General features: G+C 67.1%; 20 protein-coding genes. 7 read left to right on the top strand and 13 right to left on the bottom strand.

The annotated features are described in order from the left end of the window. Window positions 1–4 precede the first annotated feature (4 nt). From pqqC to FHY06_RS24260, 4 genes are read left to right on the top strand one after another with little or no spacing between them, the layout of a single operon-like run. A complete protein-coding gene (gene pqqC / locus FHY06_RS24245) occupies window positions 5–754 on the top strand; it encodes a pyrroloquinoline-quinone synthase PqqC (RefSeq protein ID WP_184606560.1) in 750 nt (249 codons plus the stop codon). Then, a complete protein-coding gene (gene pqqD, locus FHY06_RS24250) occupies window positions 751–1,020 on the top strand; it encodes a pyrroloquinoline quinone biosynthesis peptide chaperone PqqD (RefSeq protein WP_019657435.1) in 270 nt (89 codons plus the stop codon). Before pqqC ends, pqqD begins: the two co-directional genes overlap by 4 nt. Beyond that, on the top strand, window positions 998–2,164 hold the full coding sequence (pqqE, locus tag FHY06_RS24255) for a pyrroloquinoline quinone biosynthesis protein PqqE (protein WP_184606561.1): 1,167 nt from the start codon (window positions 998–1,000) through the stop codon (window positions 2,162–2,164). Before pqqD ends, pqqE begins: the two co-directional genes overlap by 23 nt. Next, the gene (locus FHY06_RS24260) at window positions 2,161–3,090 is read left to right on the top strand and encodes an alpha/beta fold hydrolase (RefSeq protein WP_184606562.1); all 930 of its coding nucleotides are present in this window, start codon (window positions 2,161–2,163) and stop codon (window positions 3,088–3,090) included. Before pqqE ends, FHY06_RS24260 begins: the two co-directional genes overlap by 4 nt. Here the strand turns inward: FHY06_RS24260 and FHY06_RS24265 are convergent. The 5 genes from FHY06_RS24265 to FHY06_RS24285 all read right to left on the bottom strand — a co-directional run bounded on the left by FHY06_RS24265 (window position 3,071) and on the right by FHY06_RS24285 (window position 7,910). After that, window positions 3,071–4,507, bottom strand: a complete 1,437-nt coding sequence (locus FHY06_RS24265; RefSeq protein ID WP_260310638.1) for an ELWxxDGT repeat protein — start codon at window positions 4,505–4,507, stop codon at window positions 3,071–3,073. The genes FHY06_RS24260 and FHY06_RS24265 overlap by 20 nt on opposite strands. A gap of 1 nt (window position 4,508) precedes the next feature. Continuing rightward, the gene (locus tag FHY06_RS24270; RefSeq protein ID WP_184606563.1) at window positions 4,509–5,789 is read right to left on the bottom strand and encodes a TRAP transporter large permease subunit; all 1,281 of its coding nucleotides are present in this window, start codon (window positions 5,787–5,789) and stop codon (window positions 4,509–4,511) included. Then, a complete protein-coding gene (locus FHY06_RS24275) occupies window positions 5,786–6,367 on the bottom strand; it encodes a TRAP transporter small permease (protein WP_184606564.1) in 582 nt (193 codons plus the stop codon). Before FHY06_RS24275 ends, FHY06_RS24270 begins: the two co-directional genes overlap by 4 nt. A gap of 68 nt (window positions 6,368–6,435) precedes the next feature. Continuing rightward, window positions 6,436–6,879 carry a type II 3-dehydroquinate dehydratase gene (locus FHY06_RS24280; RefSeq protein WP_026346707.1) on the bottom strand — a complete coding sequence of 148 codons (444 nt, stop codon included), beginning with the start codon at window positions 6,877–6,879 and terminating at the stop codon, window positions 6,436–6,438. Between the two features lie 23 nt (window positions 6,880–6,902). After that, complete coding sequence (locus tag FHY06_RS24285) at window positions 6,903–7,910, bottom strand: TRAP transporter substrate-binding protein (RefSeq protein WP_019657428.1); 1,008 nt, start codon at window positions 7,908–7,910, stop codon at window positions 6,903–6,905. Between the two features lie 162 nt (window positions 7,911–8,072). Here FHY06_RS24285 and FHY06_RS24290 point away from each other — a divergent pair, with 162 nt between their 5' ends. Both FHY06_RS24290 and FHY06_RS24295 read left to right on the top strand, forming a co-directional pair. Continuing rightward, the gene (locus FHY06_RS24290) at window positions 8,073–8,855 is read left to right on the top strand and encodes an IclR family transcriptional regulator (RefSeq protein ID WP_184606565.1); all 783 of its coding nucleotides are present in this window, start codon (window positions 8,073–8,075) and stop codon (window positions 8,853–8,855) included. A 211-nt stretch (window positions 8,856–9,066) separates the two neighbouring features. Further along, complete coding sequence (locus FHY06_RS24295; protein WP_126186085.1) at window positions 9,067–10,230, top strand: PDDEXK nuclease domain-containing protein; 1,164 nt, start codon at window positions 9,067–9,069, stop codon at window positions 10,228–10,230. Window positions 10,231–10,243: 13 nt separating this feature from the next. Here the strand turns inward: FHY06_RS24295 and aroQ are convergent, their stop codons facing one another. The 6 genes from aroQ to FHY06_RS24325 are packed head-to-tail and all read right to left on the bottom strand — an operon-like array spanning window position 10,244 to window position 14,580. Continuing rightward, a complete protein-coding gene (aroQ, locus tag FHY06_RS24300) occupies window positions 10,244–10,687 on the bottom strand; it encodes a type II 3-dehydroquinate dehydratase (protein ID WP_019657425.1) in 444 nt (147 codons plus the stop codon). A 25-nt stretch (window positions 10,688–10,712) separates the two neighbouring features. Beyond that, window positions 10,713–11,534 (bottom strand): shikimate dehydrogenase, encoded by an 822-nt coding sequence (aroE, locus tag FHY06_RS24305; RefSeq protein ID WP_184606566.1) that lies wholly within the window; start codon window positions 11,532–11,534, stop codon window positions 10,713–10,715. Between the two features lie 13 nt (window positions 11,535–11,547). Continuing rightward, window positions 11,548–12,738 (bottom strand): CaiB/BaiF CoA transferase family protein, encoded by a 1,191-nt coding sequence (locus FHY06_RS24310; protein WP_184606711.1) that lies wholly within the window; start codon window positions 12,736–12,738, stop codon window positions 11,548–11,550. 35 nt (window positions 12,739–12,773) lie between these two features. Then, window positions 12,774–13,235 carry a MaoC family dehydratase gene (locus tag FHY06_RS24315; RefSeq protein ID WP_019657422.1) on the bottom strand — a complete coding sequence of 154 codons (462 nt, stop codon included), beginning with the start codon at window positions 13,233–13,235 and terminating at the stop codon, window positions 12,774–12,776. A 26-nt stretch (window positions 13,236–13,261) separates the two neighbouring features. Further along, complete coding sequence (locus FHY06_RS24320) at window positions 13,262–13,654, bottom strand: VOC family protein (protein ID WP_132801926.1); 393 nt, start codon at window positions 13,652–13,654, stop codon at window positions 13,262–13,264. After that, window positions 13,651–14,580 (bottom strand): ketopantoate reductase family protein, encoded by a 930-nt coding sequence (locus tag FHY06_RS24325; protein WP_132801929.1) that lies wholly within the window; start codon window positions 14,578–14,580, stop codon window positions 13,651–13,653. The genes FHY06_RS24320 and FHY06_RS24325 overlap by 4 nt, the downstream gene beginning before the upstream one ends. Window positions 14,581–14,682: 102 nt before the next feature. Here FHY06_RS24325 and FHY06_RS24330 point away from each other — a divergent pair, with 102 nt between their 5' ends. Continuing rightward, the gene (locus tag FHY06_RS24330) at window positions 14,683–15,639 is read left to right on the top strand and encodes a LysR family transcriptional regulator (RefSeq protein WP_184606567.1); all 957 of its coding nucleotides are present in this window, start codon (window positions 14,683–14,685) and stop codon (window positions 15,637–15,639) included. 71 nt (window positions 15,640–15,710) lie between these two features. Here FHY06_RS24330 and FHY06_RS24335 read toward each other — a convergent pair whose 3' ends face one another. Both FHY06_RS24335 and blaOXA read right to left on the bottom strand, forming a co-directional pair. Continuing rightward, the gene (locus FHY06_RS24335) at window positions 15,711–16,883 is read right to left on the bottom strand and encodes an acyltransferase family protein (RefSeq protein WP_184606568.1); all 1,173 of its coding nucleotides are present in this window, start codon (window positions 16,881–16,883) and stop codon (window positions 15,711–15,713) included. Further along, a complete protein-coding gene (blaOXA, locus tag FHY06_RS24340; RefSeq protein WP_184606569.1) occupies window positions 16,880–17,701 on the bottom strand; it encodes a class D beta-lactamase in 822 nt (273 codons plus the stop codon). The genes FHY06_RS24335 and blaOXA overlap by 4 nt, the downstream gene beginning before the upstream one ends. Window positions 17,702–17,708 lie beyond the last annotated feature (7 nt).

A 17,708-nucleotide genomic window follows, 5' to 3' on the forward strand; every position in this document is an offset into this window, starting at 1 on the left:
CCGGATGATGCAGACGCAAGAGCAGGAACAACAGGCCCCGTGGCCGCCCGATGTCTTCGAATCGCACCTGCGGGCCATGGAGTCGCGCTATCACAGCCGGCACCCTTTCAACCGACGGCTCAACGCGGGCGAGCTGCAGCCTTTCCAGGTGCGCGGCTGGGTCGCGAACCGCTTCTACTACCAGTGCCGCATTCCGATCAAGGATGCGGCCATCCTCTCCAACTGCGACGACCGCGCGACCCGCCGCCGCTGGATCGTGCGCATGCTCGACCACGACGGCCACGGCGATCACGAAGGGACCAACGCCGGGGGCATCGAGATATGGACCCGGCTCGGCCTGGCGACCGGCCTGCGGCGCGAAACGCTGGACTCCCATGCGCTCGTGGTCCCCGGCGTGCGCTTCGCGGTGGATGCGTATGTCAATTTCGCGCGCCACGCGCCGTGGCAGGAGGCCGTGATCTCTTCGCTGACCGAGATGTTCGCGCCACGCATCCATCAGGACCGCCTGGCCGGCTGGCCCTCGCACTACCCGTGGATCGACGCTTCCGGGCTCGACTACTTCCGCAGCCGCATCCCGCTGGCCGACCGCGACGTGGAGCACGGCCTCGAGGTGGCGAAGCAATGGTGCACCACGCGCGAGCGGCAGGAACGCGCGCTGCAGATCCTCGGGTTCAAGCTCGACATCCTCTGGGCAATGCTGGACGCGATCGAGAAAGCGTATCCCGACAACCTTCCCAAGGAGCAGCAGCCATGACCGCATGGACCGACAGCGCGCAGCCCGCGCTTTCCACGATGTACCGGCTGCAGTGGGAGGAGACGCAGCAGTGCCATGTGCTGCTGTTCCCCGAAGGCATGGTCAGGCTGAACATGCCGGCCGCGGAGATCCTCAGGCGCTGCGACGGCCGGACGGCGGTCGCCGATCTCGTGGCCGACCTGGAGCGCACCTTCGGCGAAGCCGACCTGCACGCCGACGTGCTCGAATTCCTGGAGCAGGCTCGTGGACGCCACTGGATCCGGTGAGCGCCAGCACGCAGGCGCAAGGCCACCGCTGTGGCTGCTGGCCGAGCTGACCTACCGCTGCCCGCTGCATTGCGCATTCTGCTCGAACCCCGTCGACTACACGCGTTATCGCGAGGAGCTCGCCACGGCCGATTGGATCCGCGTGTTCCGCGAGGCGCGTGCCATGGGTGCCGTGCAGCTCGGCTTCTCGGGCGGCGAACCCCTGCTGCGGGAAGACCTGAGCGAGCTGGTCGCGGCGGCGCACGAGCTGGGCTTCTACACCAACCTGATCACCTCCGGCGTGGGCCTCACGCCGCAGCGTGCCGCCTCGCTGCGCCAGGCCGGCCTGGACCACATCCAGCTCTCGTTCCAGGATTCCAGCCGCGAGCTCAACGATTTCCTGAGTTCCACGCGCACCTTCGATCTCAAGCAACGCGTGGCGCGCACGATCAAGGAACTCGGCTATCCGATGGTGCTGAACTGCGTCATGCACCGCTACAACCTGCCGCATGTCGATCGCATCGTCCGGATGGCCGAGGCCATGGAGGCCGACTTCCTCGAGCTGGCCAACGTGCAGTACTACGGCTGGGCGTGGCGCAACCGCGAGATGCTCATGCCCTCGCGCGCCGCGCTCGCACAGGCCGAGGCCGTGGTCGATGCGCACCGGCCGCGCCTGGAGGGCCGCATGCGCATTCTCTGGGTGGTGCCCGACTATGCCGAGGGCAAGCCCAAGCCCTGCATGGCGGGATGGGGCAGCGTCTTCCTCGTGGTGGCGCCCGACGGCGTGGCATTGCCGTGCCACAGCGCCCGGATGCTGCCCGGCCTCGACTTTCCGAACGTGCGCGAGCATCCGGTGCGCGACATCTGGCAGGACAGCGCCGCATTCCAGGCCTACCGCGGCACCGGCTGGATGAGCCCCACCTGCGGCAGCTGCGAGCAGCGCGAGCAGGACCATGGCGGCTGTCGCTGCCAGGCCTTCCTGCTGACCGGCGATGCGGCCGCCACCGACCCGGTGTGCCCGCGCAGCCCGCACCATCATGAGGTCGAAGCGATGGTCGATGCCGCGACCGATCTTCGCAGCGACGCCGCACCGATCCGCTTCGTGCCCGGTGCGAGGCGTGCCGGCCAGCTCGTCTTTCGCAGCGACGAGAACGCGCTCGGATGACGAAGGTCCATGGCCTGCAGCTCGGCGGCGGGCACCGGATGCACGTCGAGGAGCATGGCAATCCACGCGGGCGTCCGTTGCTGCTGCTGCACGGCGGCCCAGGCTCCGGGTGTTCGCCCGCGCTGCGCAGCGGCATCGATCCGGAGCGTTTCCGCATCATCTGCCCCGACCAGCGCGGCGCGGGCCGCAGCACGCCTGCCGGCGCCATCACGTCGAACACGCTGGCCGACCTGCTCGCCGACCTGCGGCTTCTCCGCGCGCATCTGGGCATCGCGCAGTGGTTGGTGGCGGGCGGCTCCTGGGGTGCGACGCTCGCGCTGGTGCACGCCGTGGACCAGCCGCAGGCCGTCTCCGGCCTCGTGCTGCGCAATCCCTTTCTCGCGCGCGACTGCGACATCCGCGAATTCTTCGACGGTACCGCGCACCAAGGCGGCCCGGGCTGGCACGCGCTGTGGGAGCAGGCCCGGCAACGGCACTGCCCGATGCCGCTTCTGCTCGCCGAGATCTTCGCCGGCGGCACGCCGCAACAGCAGTGCGAGACGGCGAAGTGCTGGTTCGCGTGGGAACAGCGCCTCGCGGGCTCGAATGCCCCGGTCCCCGACGACGACGCCGATTGGCTGCGAGGGCTGGTGTCGCGCTACCGCGTGATGAGCCACTACCTGCGTCACGGATGCTGGCTCGACGATCCCACGCTGCTGCAACGCTGCGCGGCCGCGCCAGCTGCCGTGCCGGTCCACATCGTTCAGGGTGCCCAGGATGCCCTGTGCCCGCCGGACGGGGCTCAGGCACTGGCGCAGGCGCTCGGCGATCGGGCAACCCTGGAAATGGTGCCGGGCGCGGGGCACGACCCCGCGCATCCGGCGCTTGCTGCCGCCTGGCAGCGGGCGCTGTATGCCTGTGCCGGCTTCAGCGCAGGCGTTCCCTGAGCGGATCGCCGATCAGCGTTGCGGCACGTGCGCCCGGCCTCGCCGACCACAGGCGCTCGTTGCCCAGTCCGTCGCCTGCCACGAACAACACGGCGCCGCCCAGCTCGACGAAGCCCAGCGGCATCGCATGGCGCGGCCCTGGGGCCACATCGGCAGCCAGGCGCGTGCCTGCAGTGCTCCCGTCGGTGATCCAGGGCTCCACGCCGTGCACGCCGTTGTTCGCCGAGAACCACAGACGTTGCCCCGCCACCGCGAAGCGAGCGGGCGACCCGCTGCCCGGGCCGGGGCCCAGGTCCTTGAGCAGCCGCGTACCGGCGGCGCTGCCGTCGCTGGTCCACAGCTCCACGCCCGATTCGCCGTCGGTGGCCGCGAAGTAGAGCCGGCCTCGGAACGCGGCGAGAGGCCCGGGCACCGAACTCGCCGCGCCGGCGCGCACATCCCTCACGAGGACCGTGCCCTTGGCGGTGCCGTCGCTCTTCCAAAGCTCGATGCCATGCGCGCCGTCCTCGGCGGCGAAGTACAGCGTGCGCCCGACGGCAGTGAGATGCGCCGGCCGCGAGGAGGCCTCGCCAGGCCGGATGTCCTTCACCATCGCCGTGCCCGCCTCGGTGCCATCGCTCTTCCAGAGCTCGACGCCGTGACGACCGTCGCTCGCGGTGAACCAGACCTCGTCGCCCAGCGCCGTGAGGTTGGCGATGCCGGCATCCTCGGCGCCCGGACGGATGTCCTTCACCAGCCGCGTGCTCTCCGGCGTGCCCTCGGTGACCCACAGCTCATGGCCTTGGGCGCGGCTGGTCGCGGTGAAGAACAGCCTGCGGCCGGCCGCTGTGAGCTGGCGCACCACCGTACCGGGTCCGGCGTCGACCGAGGACACGCGCCGGGTGCTCTGCGCGTCACCCTGCGTCTTCCAGAGCTGGAAGCCATGGCTGCCGTCGTTCGCGACGAAGTAGAACGCGTCGCGCCACACGGTCAGCTCGGATGGCAACGCATCGGCCCTGCCCGGGTTCAGGTCGGCCACGCGCTGCGTGCCCTTGGCGGTGCCGTCGCTGCGCCAGAGCTCGAGGCCGCTGTCGCCGTCGGTGGCCGTGAAGTACACATGCGGACCGAAGCGGGTCTGCCAGGTCGGGAACGCGCCGCGGAAGCCGGGGTGGATGTCCTTCACCAGGAAAGTGCCGGCCGTGGTGCCGTCGGTGCTCCAGAGCTCCTGGCCCGTGTCCACGTGAAAGGCCGTGAAGAGCATGCGCGAACCCAGCCGCGCGAGGCCGGTCGGAGAAACGAAGGCGCGCGCCTGCTTCTGCTCGGGCAGCACCTCGCGCGTCGGGTCCTGTGCCTGCGCGACGCACGGCAGCAGCAGCGAGAACGCGACGCACAGCGCAAAGACAGGGCGTGCCAGGTGGATGGACGACTGCATCCGCATGTCAGCCCCCGAACCAGCGCGCCGGCACCGTCACCAGCGGCGGGAAGAGCACCATCAGGAACATGACGGCGAACTCGGCCGCCATGAACGGCAGCACGCCGCGCGTGACGTCGTCCATGCGCATTCGCCCGACACCCGCGACCACGTTCAGGACCACGCCCACGGGCGGCGTGATCAGGCCGATCGAGTTGTTGATGATGAACATCACGCCGAAGTAGACCGGATCGATGCCCGCCGCCTTCACCACCGGCATCAGCACCGGCGTGAGGATGAGGATGGTGGGCGTCATGTCCATCGCGGTGCCCACGGCCATCACCAGCACCATGATCGCGATCATCAGCAGGATCTTGTTGCCCATGAACGGCTCGAGCAGCGCCACCACTTTCGAAGGCAGGTCAGCCACCGTGATCAGCCACGCGCTGACCATCGCCGCCGCGATCAGGAACATCACGACCGCGCTGGTCTTCGCGGCGCTCACGAACACCTTGTAGAGGTCGGCGAAGCTCAGCTCGCGGTAGATGACGGTCGCCACGAACAGCGCGTAGACCGCGGCCACCACGGCCGCCTCGGTGGGCGTGAACACGCCCATGCGCAAGCCCACGAGGATGATCACCGGCAACATCAGCGCCCAGCCGGCCGAGCGTGCGGCCGTCGCGATCTCGCGCGCCGACTTGCGCGGCGGCGGATCGATCTTCTCGTGGCGCACCAGCCAGGCCCAGGTGACCCAGAGCGCCCCGCCGATGAGCAGGCCCGGCACGATCGCCGCGAGGAAGAGCTTGGAGATCGAGACATTGGCCGCCACGCCGAAGATCACCAGGCCGATGCTCGGCGGGATCACCGGCCCGATGATGCCGGTGGCCGCGATCAGGCCGCCGGAGCGTGCCTTCTCGTGTCCGGCCGAGACCATCATCGGCAGCAGCAGCGCAGTGAGCGCGGCCGCGTCGGCCACCGCCGAGCCCGACAGCGCCGACAGCAGGCAGCCGGCCATGATCGTCACGTAGCCCAGGCCGCCGCGCACATGGCCCACCAGCGCGAGGGCGAGATCGACGATGCGGCGCGAGAGGCCGCCCACGTTCATGATCTCGCCGGCGAGCATGAAGAAGGGCACCGCCAGCAGCGGAAAGCTGTCGGCGCCGCCGATCAGGTTCTGCGCCAGGATCTGCGCATCGAACAGGTCGAGCTGCCACATCAGCGCCACGCCGCTGACCAGCAGTGCAAAGGAGATGGGCATGCCGATCGCCATCGCGATCAGCAGCGAGCCGAGAAAGACGGCGATGGTCATTTGCCGCGCTCCTTCGGCGAGACATGCGCCGCTGCGGGAGAGCCTTCGGCGAGCACCTGTGCGAGCACGGTCGCCTCCTCGGACTCCTGGATCGCGACGAGCTCGTCATCGGAAACGCGGCCGGTGAGAAGGCGCACCAGCTCGAAGACCAGGAGCAGCGCCGCCAGCACGGAGAACACCAGGCCCGAGGCGTAGACCACGGCCATCGAAGCGCCCGTCACGGGGGCCTCCACGTCCCAGTTGATCTTCGTCTGGGCCAGGCAGCCTTCGAACAACAGCCACAACACGTAGAGCATCGTCAGCTGGCTCAGTCCGAGGCACAGCCTGCGGCCCAACGGCGGCAACTTGGCGACCACCATGTCCACACCGAGGTGTGCGCGTTCGCGCAGCGCGACCAGCGCGCCGAGGAAGGTGATCCAGATGAAGAGCCAGCGCGAGACCTCCTCGGACACGGTGATGCCCGAGTTGAGGCCATAGCGGAGCACCACGTTGCCGAACACCAGCAGCACCATCACCGCGAGGCAGGCCGCGATGAGCGCCTCCACGGCCCGGCAGGCACGGTCGATCCATCGATTCATGTTGTTTCTTCTTGTCGAAGGAAACCCGCCCGCGGCGGGCGGGCGGGTTGTGGGTGGGTGGGTGTGGCCTACTGCTTCGCGTCGCGGACGATCTCGACCAGCGCGCGCAGCGCGGCCAGGTAGGACTGGGGTCCGAGCCCCTGCACCGTGCCGCGCACGGCCGGCGAGATGATCGAGTGCGCACGCCAGGTCTCGCGGGCCGCGATGTTCGACATGTGGACCTCCACCACCGGGAACGGCATGGCCTTGATCGCGTCGTGCAGCGGCACGCCGTGCTGGGTCAGCCCGGCAGGGTTGACCAGTGCGCCCTGCGCGTCGTCGATGTGCTCGTGCAGGAAATCGACCAGCGCGCCTTCGTGGTTCGACTGGATCGTCTCCACCGTGATGTCGAGTTCGCGCGCGAGCTTGTCGATGCGCGCGTTGATCTCGGCCAGCGTCGTGCTGCCGTAGATGTGAGGCTCGCGACGACCGAAGAGGTTGAGGTTGGGGCCGTGAAGGACGAGGAATTTCATGATGTTCGACCGGTTCCCTTCGCTCACTGCTTCGCGCCCCGGATGCGCGCGAGCTCGTCGTTGTAGAGCTTGACCGTCGCAGGCTCGTACTGGGTCGCGAACTTGTCGATCACCGGCTGCGTGATCTCGCGCATGCGCACCTGTTCCTTCGGGCTCACTTCGTTGAACTGCGACCCCTTGGCCTGCAGCTCGCCGACCGCCTTCTGCGCCGCGGCGCGGCTGACCTGCCGCTGGTAGCTGCGCGCCTCGTCGGCCGCCTCGCGCATCCACTTCTGTTCAGCGGGGGTGAGCTGGTCCCAGAACTTCTTGCTCACGAGCACGATGTTGGCCGCGTACACGTGGTTGGTGGCGCTCACGAACTTCTGCACTTCGTAGAACTTGTTCGAGAGGATCACGGCGAACGGGTTCTCCTGGCCGTCGACCGCCTTCGATTCGAGCGCGCCGTAGAGTTCGGCGAAGGGCATCGGGACGGGGTTGGCCTTGAACGCCTTGAAGGTGTCGAGGAACACCGGGTTCGGGATCACGCGGATCTTCAGCCCCTGGAGGTCTTCGGCCTTGGTGATGGGGTGCTTGCTGTTGGTCACGTTGCGGAAACCCAGGTCCCAGTAGCCGAGCGCCACCAGTCCCTTCTCGGGCAGCTTGGCGATCAGCGCCTGGCCGAGGGGGCCGTCGAGCAGCTGGTCGGCCTGCTCGAAGTTCGCGACGGCGAAGGGAAAGTCGATCAGGCCGAACTCCTTGACGATCCCCGCGAGCGAGGTCGTCGCCGGTGCCGACATCTGCTGTACGCCGCCCTGCAACGCCGACTGCTGCTGCATCTCGTTGCCCAGCTGGTTGGCCGGGAATTCCTGCACCTTCATCTTGCCCCCGCTCTTGGCCGCGAGCAGTTCGGCGAAGCGCTTCACGCCAAGGCTCACCGGGTGGTCGGTGTTGTTGAGGTGGCCGAAGCGGATGGTGCGCTCCTGCTGGGCCCACGAGGGCGCGGCAAGGCCGATGCAGAAACCAGCGATGGCGAGGGTGCGAAGAAGTTTCACGAGGTTGACTCCAGGAAGGAAACAGAGAGGCGGTGCGTGGACCGTGGTGCCCGAATACTAGAAATTTCCGGAAAACATTTCCACTATGGAAATCCCTTCCCTGCTTCTGCTAGAGTTCACTCCGTCGCGAAGGACGCCGCGACGTGCAACCGGGAGATTCATATGAGCGAAGTGCTAGGGCGCAGCTTCAAGGTGCTGGAATATCTGGCGAACCATCCGGAAGGCGTGGCGCTGTCCACGCTCGCGTCCGACCTGCAGATTCCGCTGAGCGCCTCGCATCGCCTGCTGACCGAGCTGATCCGATACGGCTACGTGCGGCAGGAGGCGCGCGACGGCCACTATGTCCTGACCATCAAGCTCGTCTCCATCGGCCTGTCCTTCCTCAGCAACTCGGGCGTCGTGGACGTGGCGCAGCCCTTGCTCGACCAGCTCGCAAAGGCATCGGGCGAACTCGTGCGGCTCGCGGTGGTGGACGGCGACGACCTCACCTTCGTCGCCAAGGCGCAGGGGGCGACGCACGGCCTGCGCTACGACCCCGACATGGGCCTGTCGGTGGCGCTGTCGTGCAGCGCCGCGGGGCACGCGTGGCTCTCTACCCTGGCCGATGACGATGCGATGGCACTTGTCGCAAAGAAGGGCCTGGGCAAGCCCGAGGATTTCGGCCCCAAGGCACCCACCACCCTCAAGGCCGTGATGACCTACGTGAAGGCCGCGCGCCAGCGCGGCTTCAGCATGATCAACGAAGTGTTCGCTCCCGGCATGACGGCCATGGCGGCACCCGTCTGGGGCAACGCAGGTCAGGCCATCGGCGTGATCACCATCGCGGGTCCGGCCGTACGGCTCACGCCGCAGCGCATGGAGGAGCTCGGTTCCACGTTGATGCAGGCTGCCGCCGATGTCGCGCGCGCCAGCGGTGGATCGGCGCTCTTCAGGAAGCGGGCGTAGCCCCTTTCTCTTTCTCGATCTCCATGGTCTGCGCCTGCCATCGGGCAGGCGCCGGCCTTAGAGCACCGGGGCACCGAAGCCACGAAACCCCTGCGCAGCACGGCAAGCAACGCCCATCCCGCATGTGCGTCATGCCCTTGCCTGGGATGCAAGCCCATCACTGAACGCGCGCAGCACCTCCCACAGGCACTCAAGGCACTATATTTGCCCGGTGCCTGCCTCCACCGCTTCCACCCCGTTCGACTACGCCCGTTTCGTCGAGGATCTCAAACATCGCATCGACGGTGCGCGGCTGTCCGCCGCACGCGCGGTCAACCGCGAGCTGGTGGGGCTGTACTGGGACATCGGACAGGCCATCCGCGAGCAGCAGGCACGTCGCGGCTGGGGCGACGCGGTGGTCGACCGGCTGGCGCGGGATCTCCGGGCATCATTCCCCGGGACCGCCGGGTTTTCGGCAGCGAGCCTGTGGCGCATGCGCCAGTTCCACGAGACCTACACCGAGCCGGAATTTCTCGCACAGCTTGTGCGAGAAAAGGGCCGCGATGCACCGCGCCCACGCGGTTCGAAGGCGATGGCGGCCGCAGGCCAGCCACAACTCGCACAGGCTGTGCGAGAAATGGTGGAGGCCGTGCCTTGGGGCCACCACGTGAACCTGCTGTCCAAGCTCGACGACCCGGCCCAGCGGCTTTTCTACCTCAGGGCCACGGCCCGCTTCGGCTGGAGCCGCAACGTGCTGCTCAACCAGCTCAAGGCGCAGGCGTACGAGCGCTCGCTGGCCGAAGGCAAGGTGCACAACTTCGCGCTCGCGTTGCCCGGACAGCTGGCCGAGCAGGCCGAGGAGGCGCTCAAGAGCAGCTACAACCTGGAGTTCCTTGGCATCCGGCGCGAAATCCGGGAGCGCGATCTGGAGGATCAGCTGATCGACAAGCTGCGCGACTTCATCCTCGAGCTCGGCTATGGCTTCTGCTTCGTCGGACGCCAGTACCGGCTGACGCTCGGGCGCAAGGAGTACTTCATCGACCTGCTCTTCTACCACCGCTTCCTCAAGGCGCTGGTGGCGATCGAACTCAAGATTGGCCCCTTCGAGCCCGAATACGCCGGCAAGATGGACTTCTACCTGAACCTCCTCAACGAGAAGGAGCGCGCACCCGACGATGCCCCGTCCATCGGCATCATCCTTTGCGCCGAGAAGGACAACCTCGAAGTGGAGTTCGCGCTCAAGAGCAAGTCCAACCCCATCGGTGTGGCCGAGTACCACCTCCAGGGCAGACTGCCCGCCGAGATGAAAGGCAAGCTGCCCTCGGCGCGCCAGCTTCAGGAAGTGGTGCGGGCGAGCTTCCCGCGCGCGGACAGCGCCGACCGCAGCGCCCGATAGCCGCGCTCCCGCGCTAGCTCACGCCGCGCACTGCCGACACGGCAGCACGCAGTGCAAGCAGGTAGCTGTCCAGCCCGAAGCCGCAGATCTGGCCCTTCACGATGTCGGCGAACACCGAGTGGTGCCGGAACTCCTCGCGCGCATGGATGTTGGACATGTGCAGCTCGACCACCGGTACCGTGAGGATCGCCAGCGCGTCCCGTATGCCGTAGCTGTAGTGCGTCCATGCGCCCGCGTTGATCAGGACCGCGTCGACGCCGTCGGCGAAGCCCTGGTGGATGCGCTCGCACATGGCGCTTTCGCTGTTGGTCTGGAAGCTCTCGACCTCCGCGCCCAGCTCCCTGCCGAGCGCCTGCAGCTTCGCGTCGATCTCGGCGAGCGTCGTGGTGCCGTATTGCTTCGGATCGCGCTTGCCGAACATGTTGTGGTTGATGCCGTGGAGCATGAGGATCTTCATCGGGTCTCTCCTTGTTGTCGCGGCCTCAGACCAGCGGGATGGTCATTCGTTCGATGACCGGACGGGTGTCGGGGCGCACGCCGCGCCACCACAGGAAGGCTTCCGCCGCCTGCTCGACCAGCATGCCCACGCCGTCGGCGAGCTTGGGCACGCCTGCGTTCTGGGCCAGCCGCAGGAAGGGCGTCAGGCCCTTGCCGTAGGCCAGTTCGTAGGCGAGCCTGGCGTTCTGGAAGGTCTCCGCGGGCACCGGTGGCAACTCGGCCTTGAGGCTGGCCGAGGTGCCGTTGATGACGATGTCGAATCGCTCCCCGGCCAGGTCTGCATAGGCGCAGGCATGCACGGGGCCATGCGCTGCGAACTGCGCAGCGAGGTCGACCGCCTTCGGCAAGGTCCGGTTCGCGAGCACCAGTTCGGCCGGCTGCTGCGCGAGAAAGGGCAGCAGGGCTCCGCGCACCGCACCACCCGAACCGAGCACCAGCATGCGCGCGCCCTTGAGAGAGAAACCCAGGTTGCTCTGGATGTCCCTGGTCAAGCCCACGCCGTCGAAATTGTCGGCAAGGATGCGGTCGCCTTCGAACTTGAGTGCATTGGTGGCACCGGCCAGCTCGGCACGCTCCAGGCGCTCGGTCGCCAGGGCCAGTGCCTGCAGCTTGAACGGCGCGGTCACGTTCAGGCCCAGCCCGCCCGCCTTGCGAAACGCGTGCACGTCGTCCGCGAAGCGCTCGAGGGAGCCTTCGATGGCGCCGTATTCGATGTCCTGGCCGGTCGCCTGCGCAAAGCTGCCGTGGATGAACGGCGACTTGGTGTGGCCGATGGGATTGCCGATGACGGCGTAGCGGTCGGTCATGCTGCCCTCCTGCTCATGCGCTGTAGAGGACGCCGTCGGCCTGCATCTCGGCGATCTGGGCGGCGTCGTAGCCCATGCTCGCGGCGATCTCGGCGTTGTGCTCGCCGAGTTCCGGTGCCACCTGCGTGATCGAGGTGTCGCCGCCGGACATGCGGAAGGGCAGATTGGGCAGGCGGATCTTGCCCAGCACCGGGTGCTCCTGCTCCACCACCATGCCGCGCGCCTGGATCTGCGGATCGGCCAGCACCTCGTCGATGCGCTGAACCTTGGCACAGGGCACGTCGATGCCGTCGAGCATCTTCAGGATCTCGGCCACGGGGCGCTGCGCCACCCAAGGACGAACCACTTCGAGGATCTCCAGGCGGCTCGCGTTGCGTCCCGCCGCATCGTGCAGGCGCGTGTCGCTCCCGAAGCCCGCGGGTCCGCCGTTCTGCTCGACGAGAGCGGCGAAGCGCTTCCATGCATCGTCGACCTGCGCCGCAATCACGAGGTCGCCGTCCTGCGCGCGAAACACGCCGTACAGCGTCGAATTGGGCATGTCGTGGCCGGTCTGCACCGGTACCTCCTTGCCGCCCGACAGGGTGTAGCACTGCACCGCGTATTCGTGCATCGACACCAGCGTGTCGTACAGCGCCATGTCGATGTGCTGTCCGCGGCCCGACTTCACGCGGCCCAGCAGCGCGGCGTTGATCGCCGCCACCGCGTGGATGCCGGTGTACATGTCGCCCAGCGAGATGCGCAGCAGCGGCGGCGCCTCGCCGGGATTGCCGACCATCTGCATGATGCCGCTCTTGGCTTCCGCAATGAGACCGAAGCCGGCGCGATGCGAGTCCGGCCCGGTATGGCCGTATGCGGAGATCGAGCAGTAGACGAGGCCCGGGTTGGTCTCGGCCAGTTCCGCATAGCCCAGGCCCAGCTTCTCCAGCGCGCCGGGGCGGTAGTTCTCGACGAAGACGTCGGCGCTGTCGACCAGCTTCTTCATCAGCGCGCGGCCGCGCGGGTCCTTGGTGTTGACCGACAGGCCTTTCTTGCCCATGTTCTGCTGCAGGAAGTAGCCGCTGTGGTCGCCGACGAACCAGGCATGCTGCCGGCCGGCATCGCCGGAGCCGGGGCGCTCCACCTTGATGACTTCGGCGCCCAGCGCGGCCAGGCACCGGCCCACGTAGGGACCGGCAAGGAAGTGGCTGTAGTCGATGACGCGCATTCCCGCCAGGGGCAATGCCTGCTGTGCCGCCGCGTTCACGCGGGCCTCCTGGGCACCATCACGCGATGCTCGCCCTTCTGCACGACTTCGTCGCGCTGGTTGATCAGTTCGGACGGCAGCACCAGGATGCCCCAGCCGGGCTTGCTCTTCGATTCGCGCTTGGACTCGACGCGGAATCTCACCCGCACCGTGTCGCCGAGCTTGATGGGCGCGACGAAGCTCCACTCCCAGCCCAGCGACATGCCGGGCATGAAGCGCATGTCGCTCTTCGTCTTCAGGCCGTCGGCGATCGAGAGGCCGAACAGTCCGTGGGCCACGCGGGTGCCGAAAGGCGTGGTGCGGGCGTAGGCCTCGTCGGTATGCACGGGCGTGTGGTCGCCCGTGAGATCGGCGTAGGCCATCACGCGGGCTTCCGTCACTTCGTACGGCGGGCTGATGCATTCCTCGCCGACGACGGCGTCGTCCCAGTACTTGTCTTCGATGGTGAGTGTGTTCATTGCGTAGGTCTCCGGTTCGATCAGGTTCAGGCGCGTGGATCGATCGCCAGCGCCTTGGCCACGGCGCCGGGGCTGGCCTGGATGAATTCGACGGCCAGGCCATCGGGCAGGCGCAGCCAGTTGCGGCCTTGCGGCATCTCGGTGACGCCGAAGGCCTTTGCAGCCGCCAGTGCGGCCTCGAGGTCCTCGCACATCACGCCCAGATGGCCCAGCCGCCCCTCGGGGCCGTCGTGATCGGGCTTGGCCATGAACTGCATGCCCCCGAGCGTCCAGTACTGGATCGGCTCCTCCACGGTGCCCTGCACCTCCCGCATGGTCATGCCGCACACGTCGTGGAAGAACTTGATGTGCCAATGGATGTCGCGCACCCAGATGGCGACGTGCTCGACGTAGGCTTTCGGTATGGCACGGGTGTTCATTTCGCCTCCATGCGGCGTTCGATGCCCTTGATCGCGGCGACCAGCGTCTGGTTGACGGGCGTCGGTATGTCGTATTTCCGGCCGATGCGCACGACCGCGCCGTTGATGAAGTCGATCTCGGTGATCGAGCCCTTCTCCAGGCTCTGCAGCATCGAGGTCTTGAATTCGTAGGGCAGACCCTCGGCAGCCATCACCCATGCGTCGCGCGGGGCCTTGATCGAAAGCTTCACCCCGCCGGCCTCGGCAACCGTCATCGCTTCGGCCACCGCGGCGATGGCCGTGGCTTCGATCTCCGGCACCGCGTAGAGGCTTCCGTAGACCTGGCCGGTGATGCCGCTGAGCGCACCGGTCGCGACGTTGATCAGGAGCTTGTCCCACATCGCGCCGAGGATGTTGCCGCTGACCTCGCACGGCAGCTCGGCGCGCTCGAACTCGGCGGCGATCGCCTTGGCGCGTTCGCTGATGCGGCCGTCGATCTCGCCGATCACCGTGCGCTTGCCCTGCGTGCCGGCAATGACATGACCCGCAGCGAGCATCACGCCGCCGACGTAGGTCTTGCCGGCCAGCACATGCCCGGCGCCCACCACCTCCGAGAGGATTTCTTCATGGCCCATGCCGTTCTGCAGCGACATCACGGCCGTGTCGGGCCCCACGATGTTTCGTGCCCCTTCGATGGCTGCTCGCGTGTGGAAGGACTTGACCAGCACGATGAGGAGGTCCGGGGCCTCCAGCTTCGCGGCGTCGAGCGCGGCGCGTACCCTGACGACGCGCTCCGAATCGCCGACCTTCATGCGCAGGCCGTCGCGGTTGATCGCGTCGACGTGGGCCTGGTAGGGGTCGATCAGTGTGACGTCGGACCCCGCGGCGGCAAGGGTCCCGCCGATGGCGCAACCCAGGGCGCCGGCGCCGAGAAAATAGATCTTCATGTGAGTCTCCGTTCGGAATGACCCGACGATAGGCTCCGGCCCCCATGTTGCCCATAGCATGCCCGCCATGATCTACATTTCATATTGAAATGGAGGTGCGGCTTGGACCATGACGACGACATCGAAGGCGACGCGTCCCTTCTCAGCATCAGGCTGCTGCGCCTGTTCGACCTGCTCTACAGCACGAACAGCGTGACGCGGGCGGGCGAGGCCATGGGCCAGAGCCAGCCGACCGTGAGCAACTGGCTCGGCCGCCTGCGCCGGCAATTGGGCGACGATCTTTTCGTTCGCACCCCCACGGGCATGCAGCCCACACCGCGCGCGCAGGAGCTGATCGTGCCGGTGCGGGAAGCCCTGGCCGCACTGCGACGCGTGGCCGCGCCTGCAGAGCCCTTCGACCCGTCGATCGCGACACGGCGCTTTCGCATCTGCATGACGGACGCCAGCCACATCACCCTGCTGCCGCGCCTGCTGGCGCACGTGCGGGCAGTCGCGCCCGGCGTTCGCCTGGAGGCCGCGCGCATCGACGAGCAAACCGCCCAGGCGCTGCAATCGGGCGAGGCGGACCTCGCGATCGGCCTGGTGCCCCAGCTGGAATCGGGCTTCTACCAGCAGGTCCTCTATCCACAGGACTGGGTGTGCCTGGTGAACGCGCGCCATCCGCGCATCGGCGCCAAGGGATTGGGCCTGCGCGAGTACAAGGCCGAGGCCCATGTCGGCATCGTCGGGGGCACCGGCGTGCTGCTGCTGGAGGCGGCACTGCAGCGGCAGAAGGTCGAGCGGCGTGTCTTGCTGGAGCTGCCGGGGTTTCTCGGGCTTGCGGCCGTCGTGTCCACGACCGACCTGATCGCTACCGTGCCGCGCCACATCGGCGAGACCCTCGCGAACTCGAATCCCGGCGTCCTGAAAGTCCACGATTGCCCGGTGCCGGTACCGCCCTTCACCGTCAAGCAGCACTGGCATGCGCGCTATCACCAGGACCCGGCCAGCCGCTGGCTGCGCGCGTCTTGCGAAGCGCTGTTTGCTTCGAAGGGGGTCAAGGGCAGGTCGAGCAGCTAGCTGAGGCGCACGCCGCTCCCGCTCCCGAGCTGCAACCATCACCCCCAGTGGCAGCGGGCCTGCGAGCCCTGTCAGTTCTTCGAGCTGCTCGCTGGATCTCCCGTTCCCCTCATGGGGTTCGAGGCCGCGATGCGGCGGCGAATCCGCGAGTTGAGAGGCTCACTGTAGAAACGAGCGATGCCTTCGCCCACTCCCAGCGTCAGGATCAGGAAGGCGCTGAGCAGGAACATCTTCTCGTCGCCATCGGCCAGCCGGGGCGGGAACATGGTCCGCAAGCCTCCCAGCAAGACGAGGTGGAACAGGTAAAGCTCATAACTGCGCCGCCCAAGCCATTCGAATGCACGCCCCAATCCCATGCGAGTGCTAGTCTCTCCCCCTGATCGATCGCTTGTACCGAGCAGCAAGATGGCGGTGCCGAAGGACATCGCAGTAACGCCCAGGACATTGCTCTGCGAGATGGGCCAGTAGAGGTAGAGGAAGACCATGGAGGCTGCCGTGCCGATCTGAAGCAATCCTCTTGCACGCGCAGTGAGCGTCACACGTTCGGCGAGCAAGGCCATGCAGCAGCCGACAGCGATGCCGTCAAACGATGCGAAGTAGGCGTAGAGGAATCCGGCTTCATCGCCCTGGTGCATCAGGCGGTAGACCGGCGCGAACGCGATCAGCGTCGTCCAGAACAACAGCAGGCGGCGTTCCTGGCGCATCGCCACGCAAAGAATCGGAAAGCAGAGGTAGAACACTTCCTCGACCGACAGGGACCAAAGCACGCCCAGCGCATAGTTGACCCACCCGTAACGATCCAGCAGGACGTTCATCCAGAAGGTCAAGGAGGCCAGGTTGACGAGCCAGAGGGAGACCGGCGCTCCCGAGGCCGGGCGGTTCTCGAAGATCGCGATGCCCGCCCAAGCCAGGAGGTTGACGACCACCAGCAGAAGCAGGAGACACGGCACGATTCGGGCCACGCGCATGCCGTAGAACTCCAGCGGCCTGATCTTTTCGAGGGCACCCCACCGCCTCTTGGCATTCGATGTGATCAGGAAGCCGGAGATGACGAAGAACATCGTCACGCCGTAGTTACCGTTGCGAACCAGCGCTCGCACTGCCTCCCAGCCTATGGCACGTGCAAGGAGCGTGTCCTCGAGCCGATAGGCGATGTTGAAGTGATGCAGCAGAACGAGCAGGATCGCAATGCCCCGCAGCACATCGATCCGCGCGCTGCGTCGATCGTCGTCGACGGCGGTCACTTCGCCGTGGGACCGAGAAGTGCAGGCAGCGTCGGCAGGAGCGAATCACGTACACGCAAGCCGGTGGGCGGCGATGCCTTCTTCTCGTCCTGGTCCAACCGTGCGAACACGAAGGATTTCTTTCCCTTGGCGATCCAGCCCACGTACCAGCCGTATCCATGCGCCTCGTCGCTCGAACCATCGGGCATCTTGGGGTAGGCCGTGCCGGTTTTTCCGTGCGCAGTCCATCCGTCCGGCAGTTCGATGGCCTCGATGGTCCGGCGCGTCATCTCGGACGCGCCGCGCGATACGGGCAACTGGTCGTGGATCAGCTTTCTCACGAAGCCGATCTGCTCCAGGGGCGAGATTTTCAGGGAGGACGAGACCCAGGACCGCTCCAGTCCATTGCCTTTCCCTGGGTCGCCCGATACGTCGGCGTTGCCGTACGCGAACTCCTCGGCATAGCGTGCAAATCGCTCCTTGCCCAGTGCATACGTCACCCTCTGCGAGAACCAGAACACCGAGTACTTCAGCCAGCGCTGTGGATCCGTCGGCTGCTTCCAGCTCTCGTTCCAGGCGGGATAGCCTTCGCGAAAGGGCAACACGGGCGCGTGCTCGTTCTTCAGGAATCCGGAATCGAAGCCCATCAGGGCAAGCGCGATCTTGAAGGTGGACGCAGGCGTGACCCTTTCGTCGCACCGCCCCTGCTTGACGACGAACTCACCGGTGTCGGCATCCGCGATCACGGTACATAGCGTCCGGGCATGCGCCACGGGAGCCGCAAGCAGCGCGGCAATACAGAGGGGAACGGTGGGAGCAAGGCGACGCAGTGTCTTCATTCGATGT

The sequence above is a fragment of the Variovorax atrisoli genome (assembly GCF_014195185.1).
Classification (GTDB): domain Bacteria; phylum Pseudomonadota; class Gammaproteobacteria; order Burkholderiales; family Burkholderiaceae_C; genus Variovorax; species Variovorax atrisoli.

What these genes read in the sequence shown, in the direction of transcription:
- pqqC (WP_184606560.1), top strand. Translation starts at nt 5, where the DNA reads ATGATGCAGACGCAAGAGCAGGAACAACAGGCCCCGTGGCCGCCCGAT.
- pqqD (WP_019657435.1), top strand. Translation starts at nt 751, where the DNA reads ATGACCGCATGGACCGACAGCGCGCAGCCCGCGCTTTCCACGATGTAC.
- FHY06_RS24260 (WP_184606562.1), top strand. Translation starts at nt 2,161, where the DNA reads ATGACGAAGGTCCATGGCCTGCAGCTCGGCGGCGGGCACCGGATGCAC.
- FHY06_RS24265 (WP_260310638.1), bottom strand. Translation starts at nt 4,507, where the DNA reads ATGCGGATGCAGTCGTCCATCCACCTGGCACGCCCTGTCTTTGCGCTG.
- FHY06_RS24270 (WP_184606563.1), bottom strand. Translation starts at nt 5,789, where the DNA reads ATGACCATCGCCGTCTTTCTCGGCTCGCTGCTGATCGCGATGGCGATC.
- FHY06_RS24275 (WP_184606564.1), bottom strand. Translation starts at nt 6,367, where the DNA reads ATGAATCGATGGATCGACCGTGCCTGCCGGGCCGTGGAGGCGCTCATC.
- FHY06_RS24280 (WP_026346707.1), bottom strand. Translation starts at nt 6,879, where the DNA reads ATGAAATTCCTCGTCCTTCACGGCCCCAACCTCAACCTCTTCGGTCGT.
- FHY06_RS24290 (WP_184606565.1), top strand. Translation starts at nt 8,073, where the DNA reads ATGAGCGAAGTGCTAGGGCGCAGCTTCAAGGTGCTGGAATATCTGGCG.
- aroQ (WP_019657425.1), bottom strand. Translation starts at nt 10,687, where the DNA reads ATGAAGATCCTCATGCTCCACGGCATCAACCACAACATGTTCGGCAAG.
- aroE (WP_184606566.1), bottom strand. Translation starts at nt 11,534, where the DNA reads ATGACCGACCGCTACGCCGTCATCGGCAATCCCATCGGCCACACCAAG.
- FHY06_RS24310 (WP_184606711.1), bottom strand. Translation starts at nt 12,738, where the DNA reads ATGCGCGTCATCGACTACAGCCACTTCCTTGCCGGTCCCTACGTGGGC.
- FHY06_RS24315 (WP_019657422.1), bottom strand. Translation starts at nt 13,235, where the DNA reads ATGAACACACTCACCATCGAAGACAAGTACTGGGACGACGCCGTCGTC.
- FHY06_RS24320 (WP_132801926.1), bottom strand. Translation starts at nt 13,654, where the DNA reads ATGAACACCCGTGCCATACCGAAAGCCTACGTCGAGCACGTCGCCATC.
- FHY06_RS24325 (WP_132801929.1), bottom strand. Translation starts at nt 14,580, where the DNA reads ATGAAGATCTATTTTCTCGGCGCCGGCGCCCTGGGTTGCGCCATCGGC.
- blaOXA (WP_184606569.1), bottom strand. Translation starts at nt 17,701, where the DNA reads ATGAAGACACTGCGTCGCCTTGCTCCCACCGTTCCCCTCTGTATTGCC.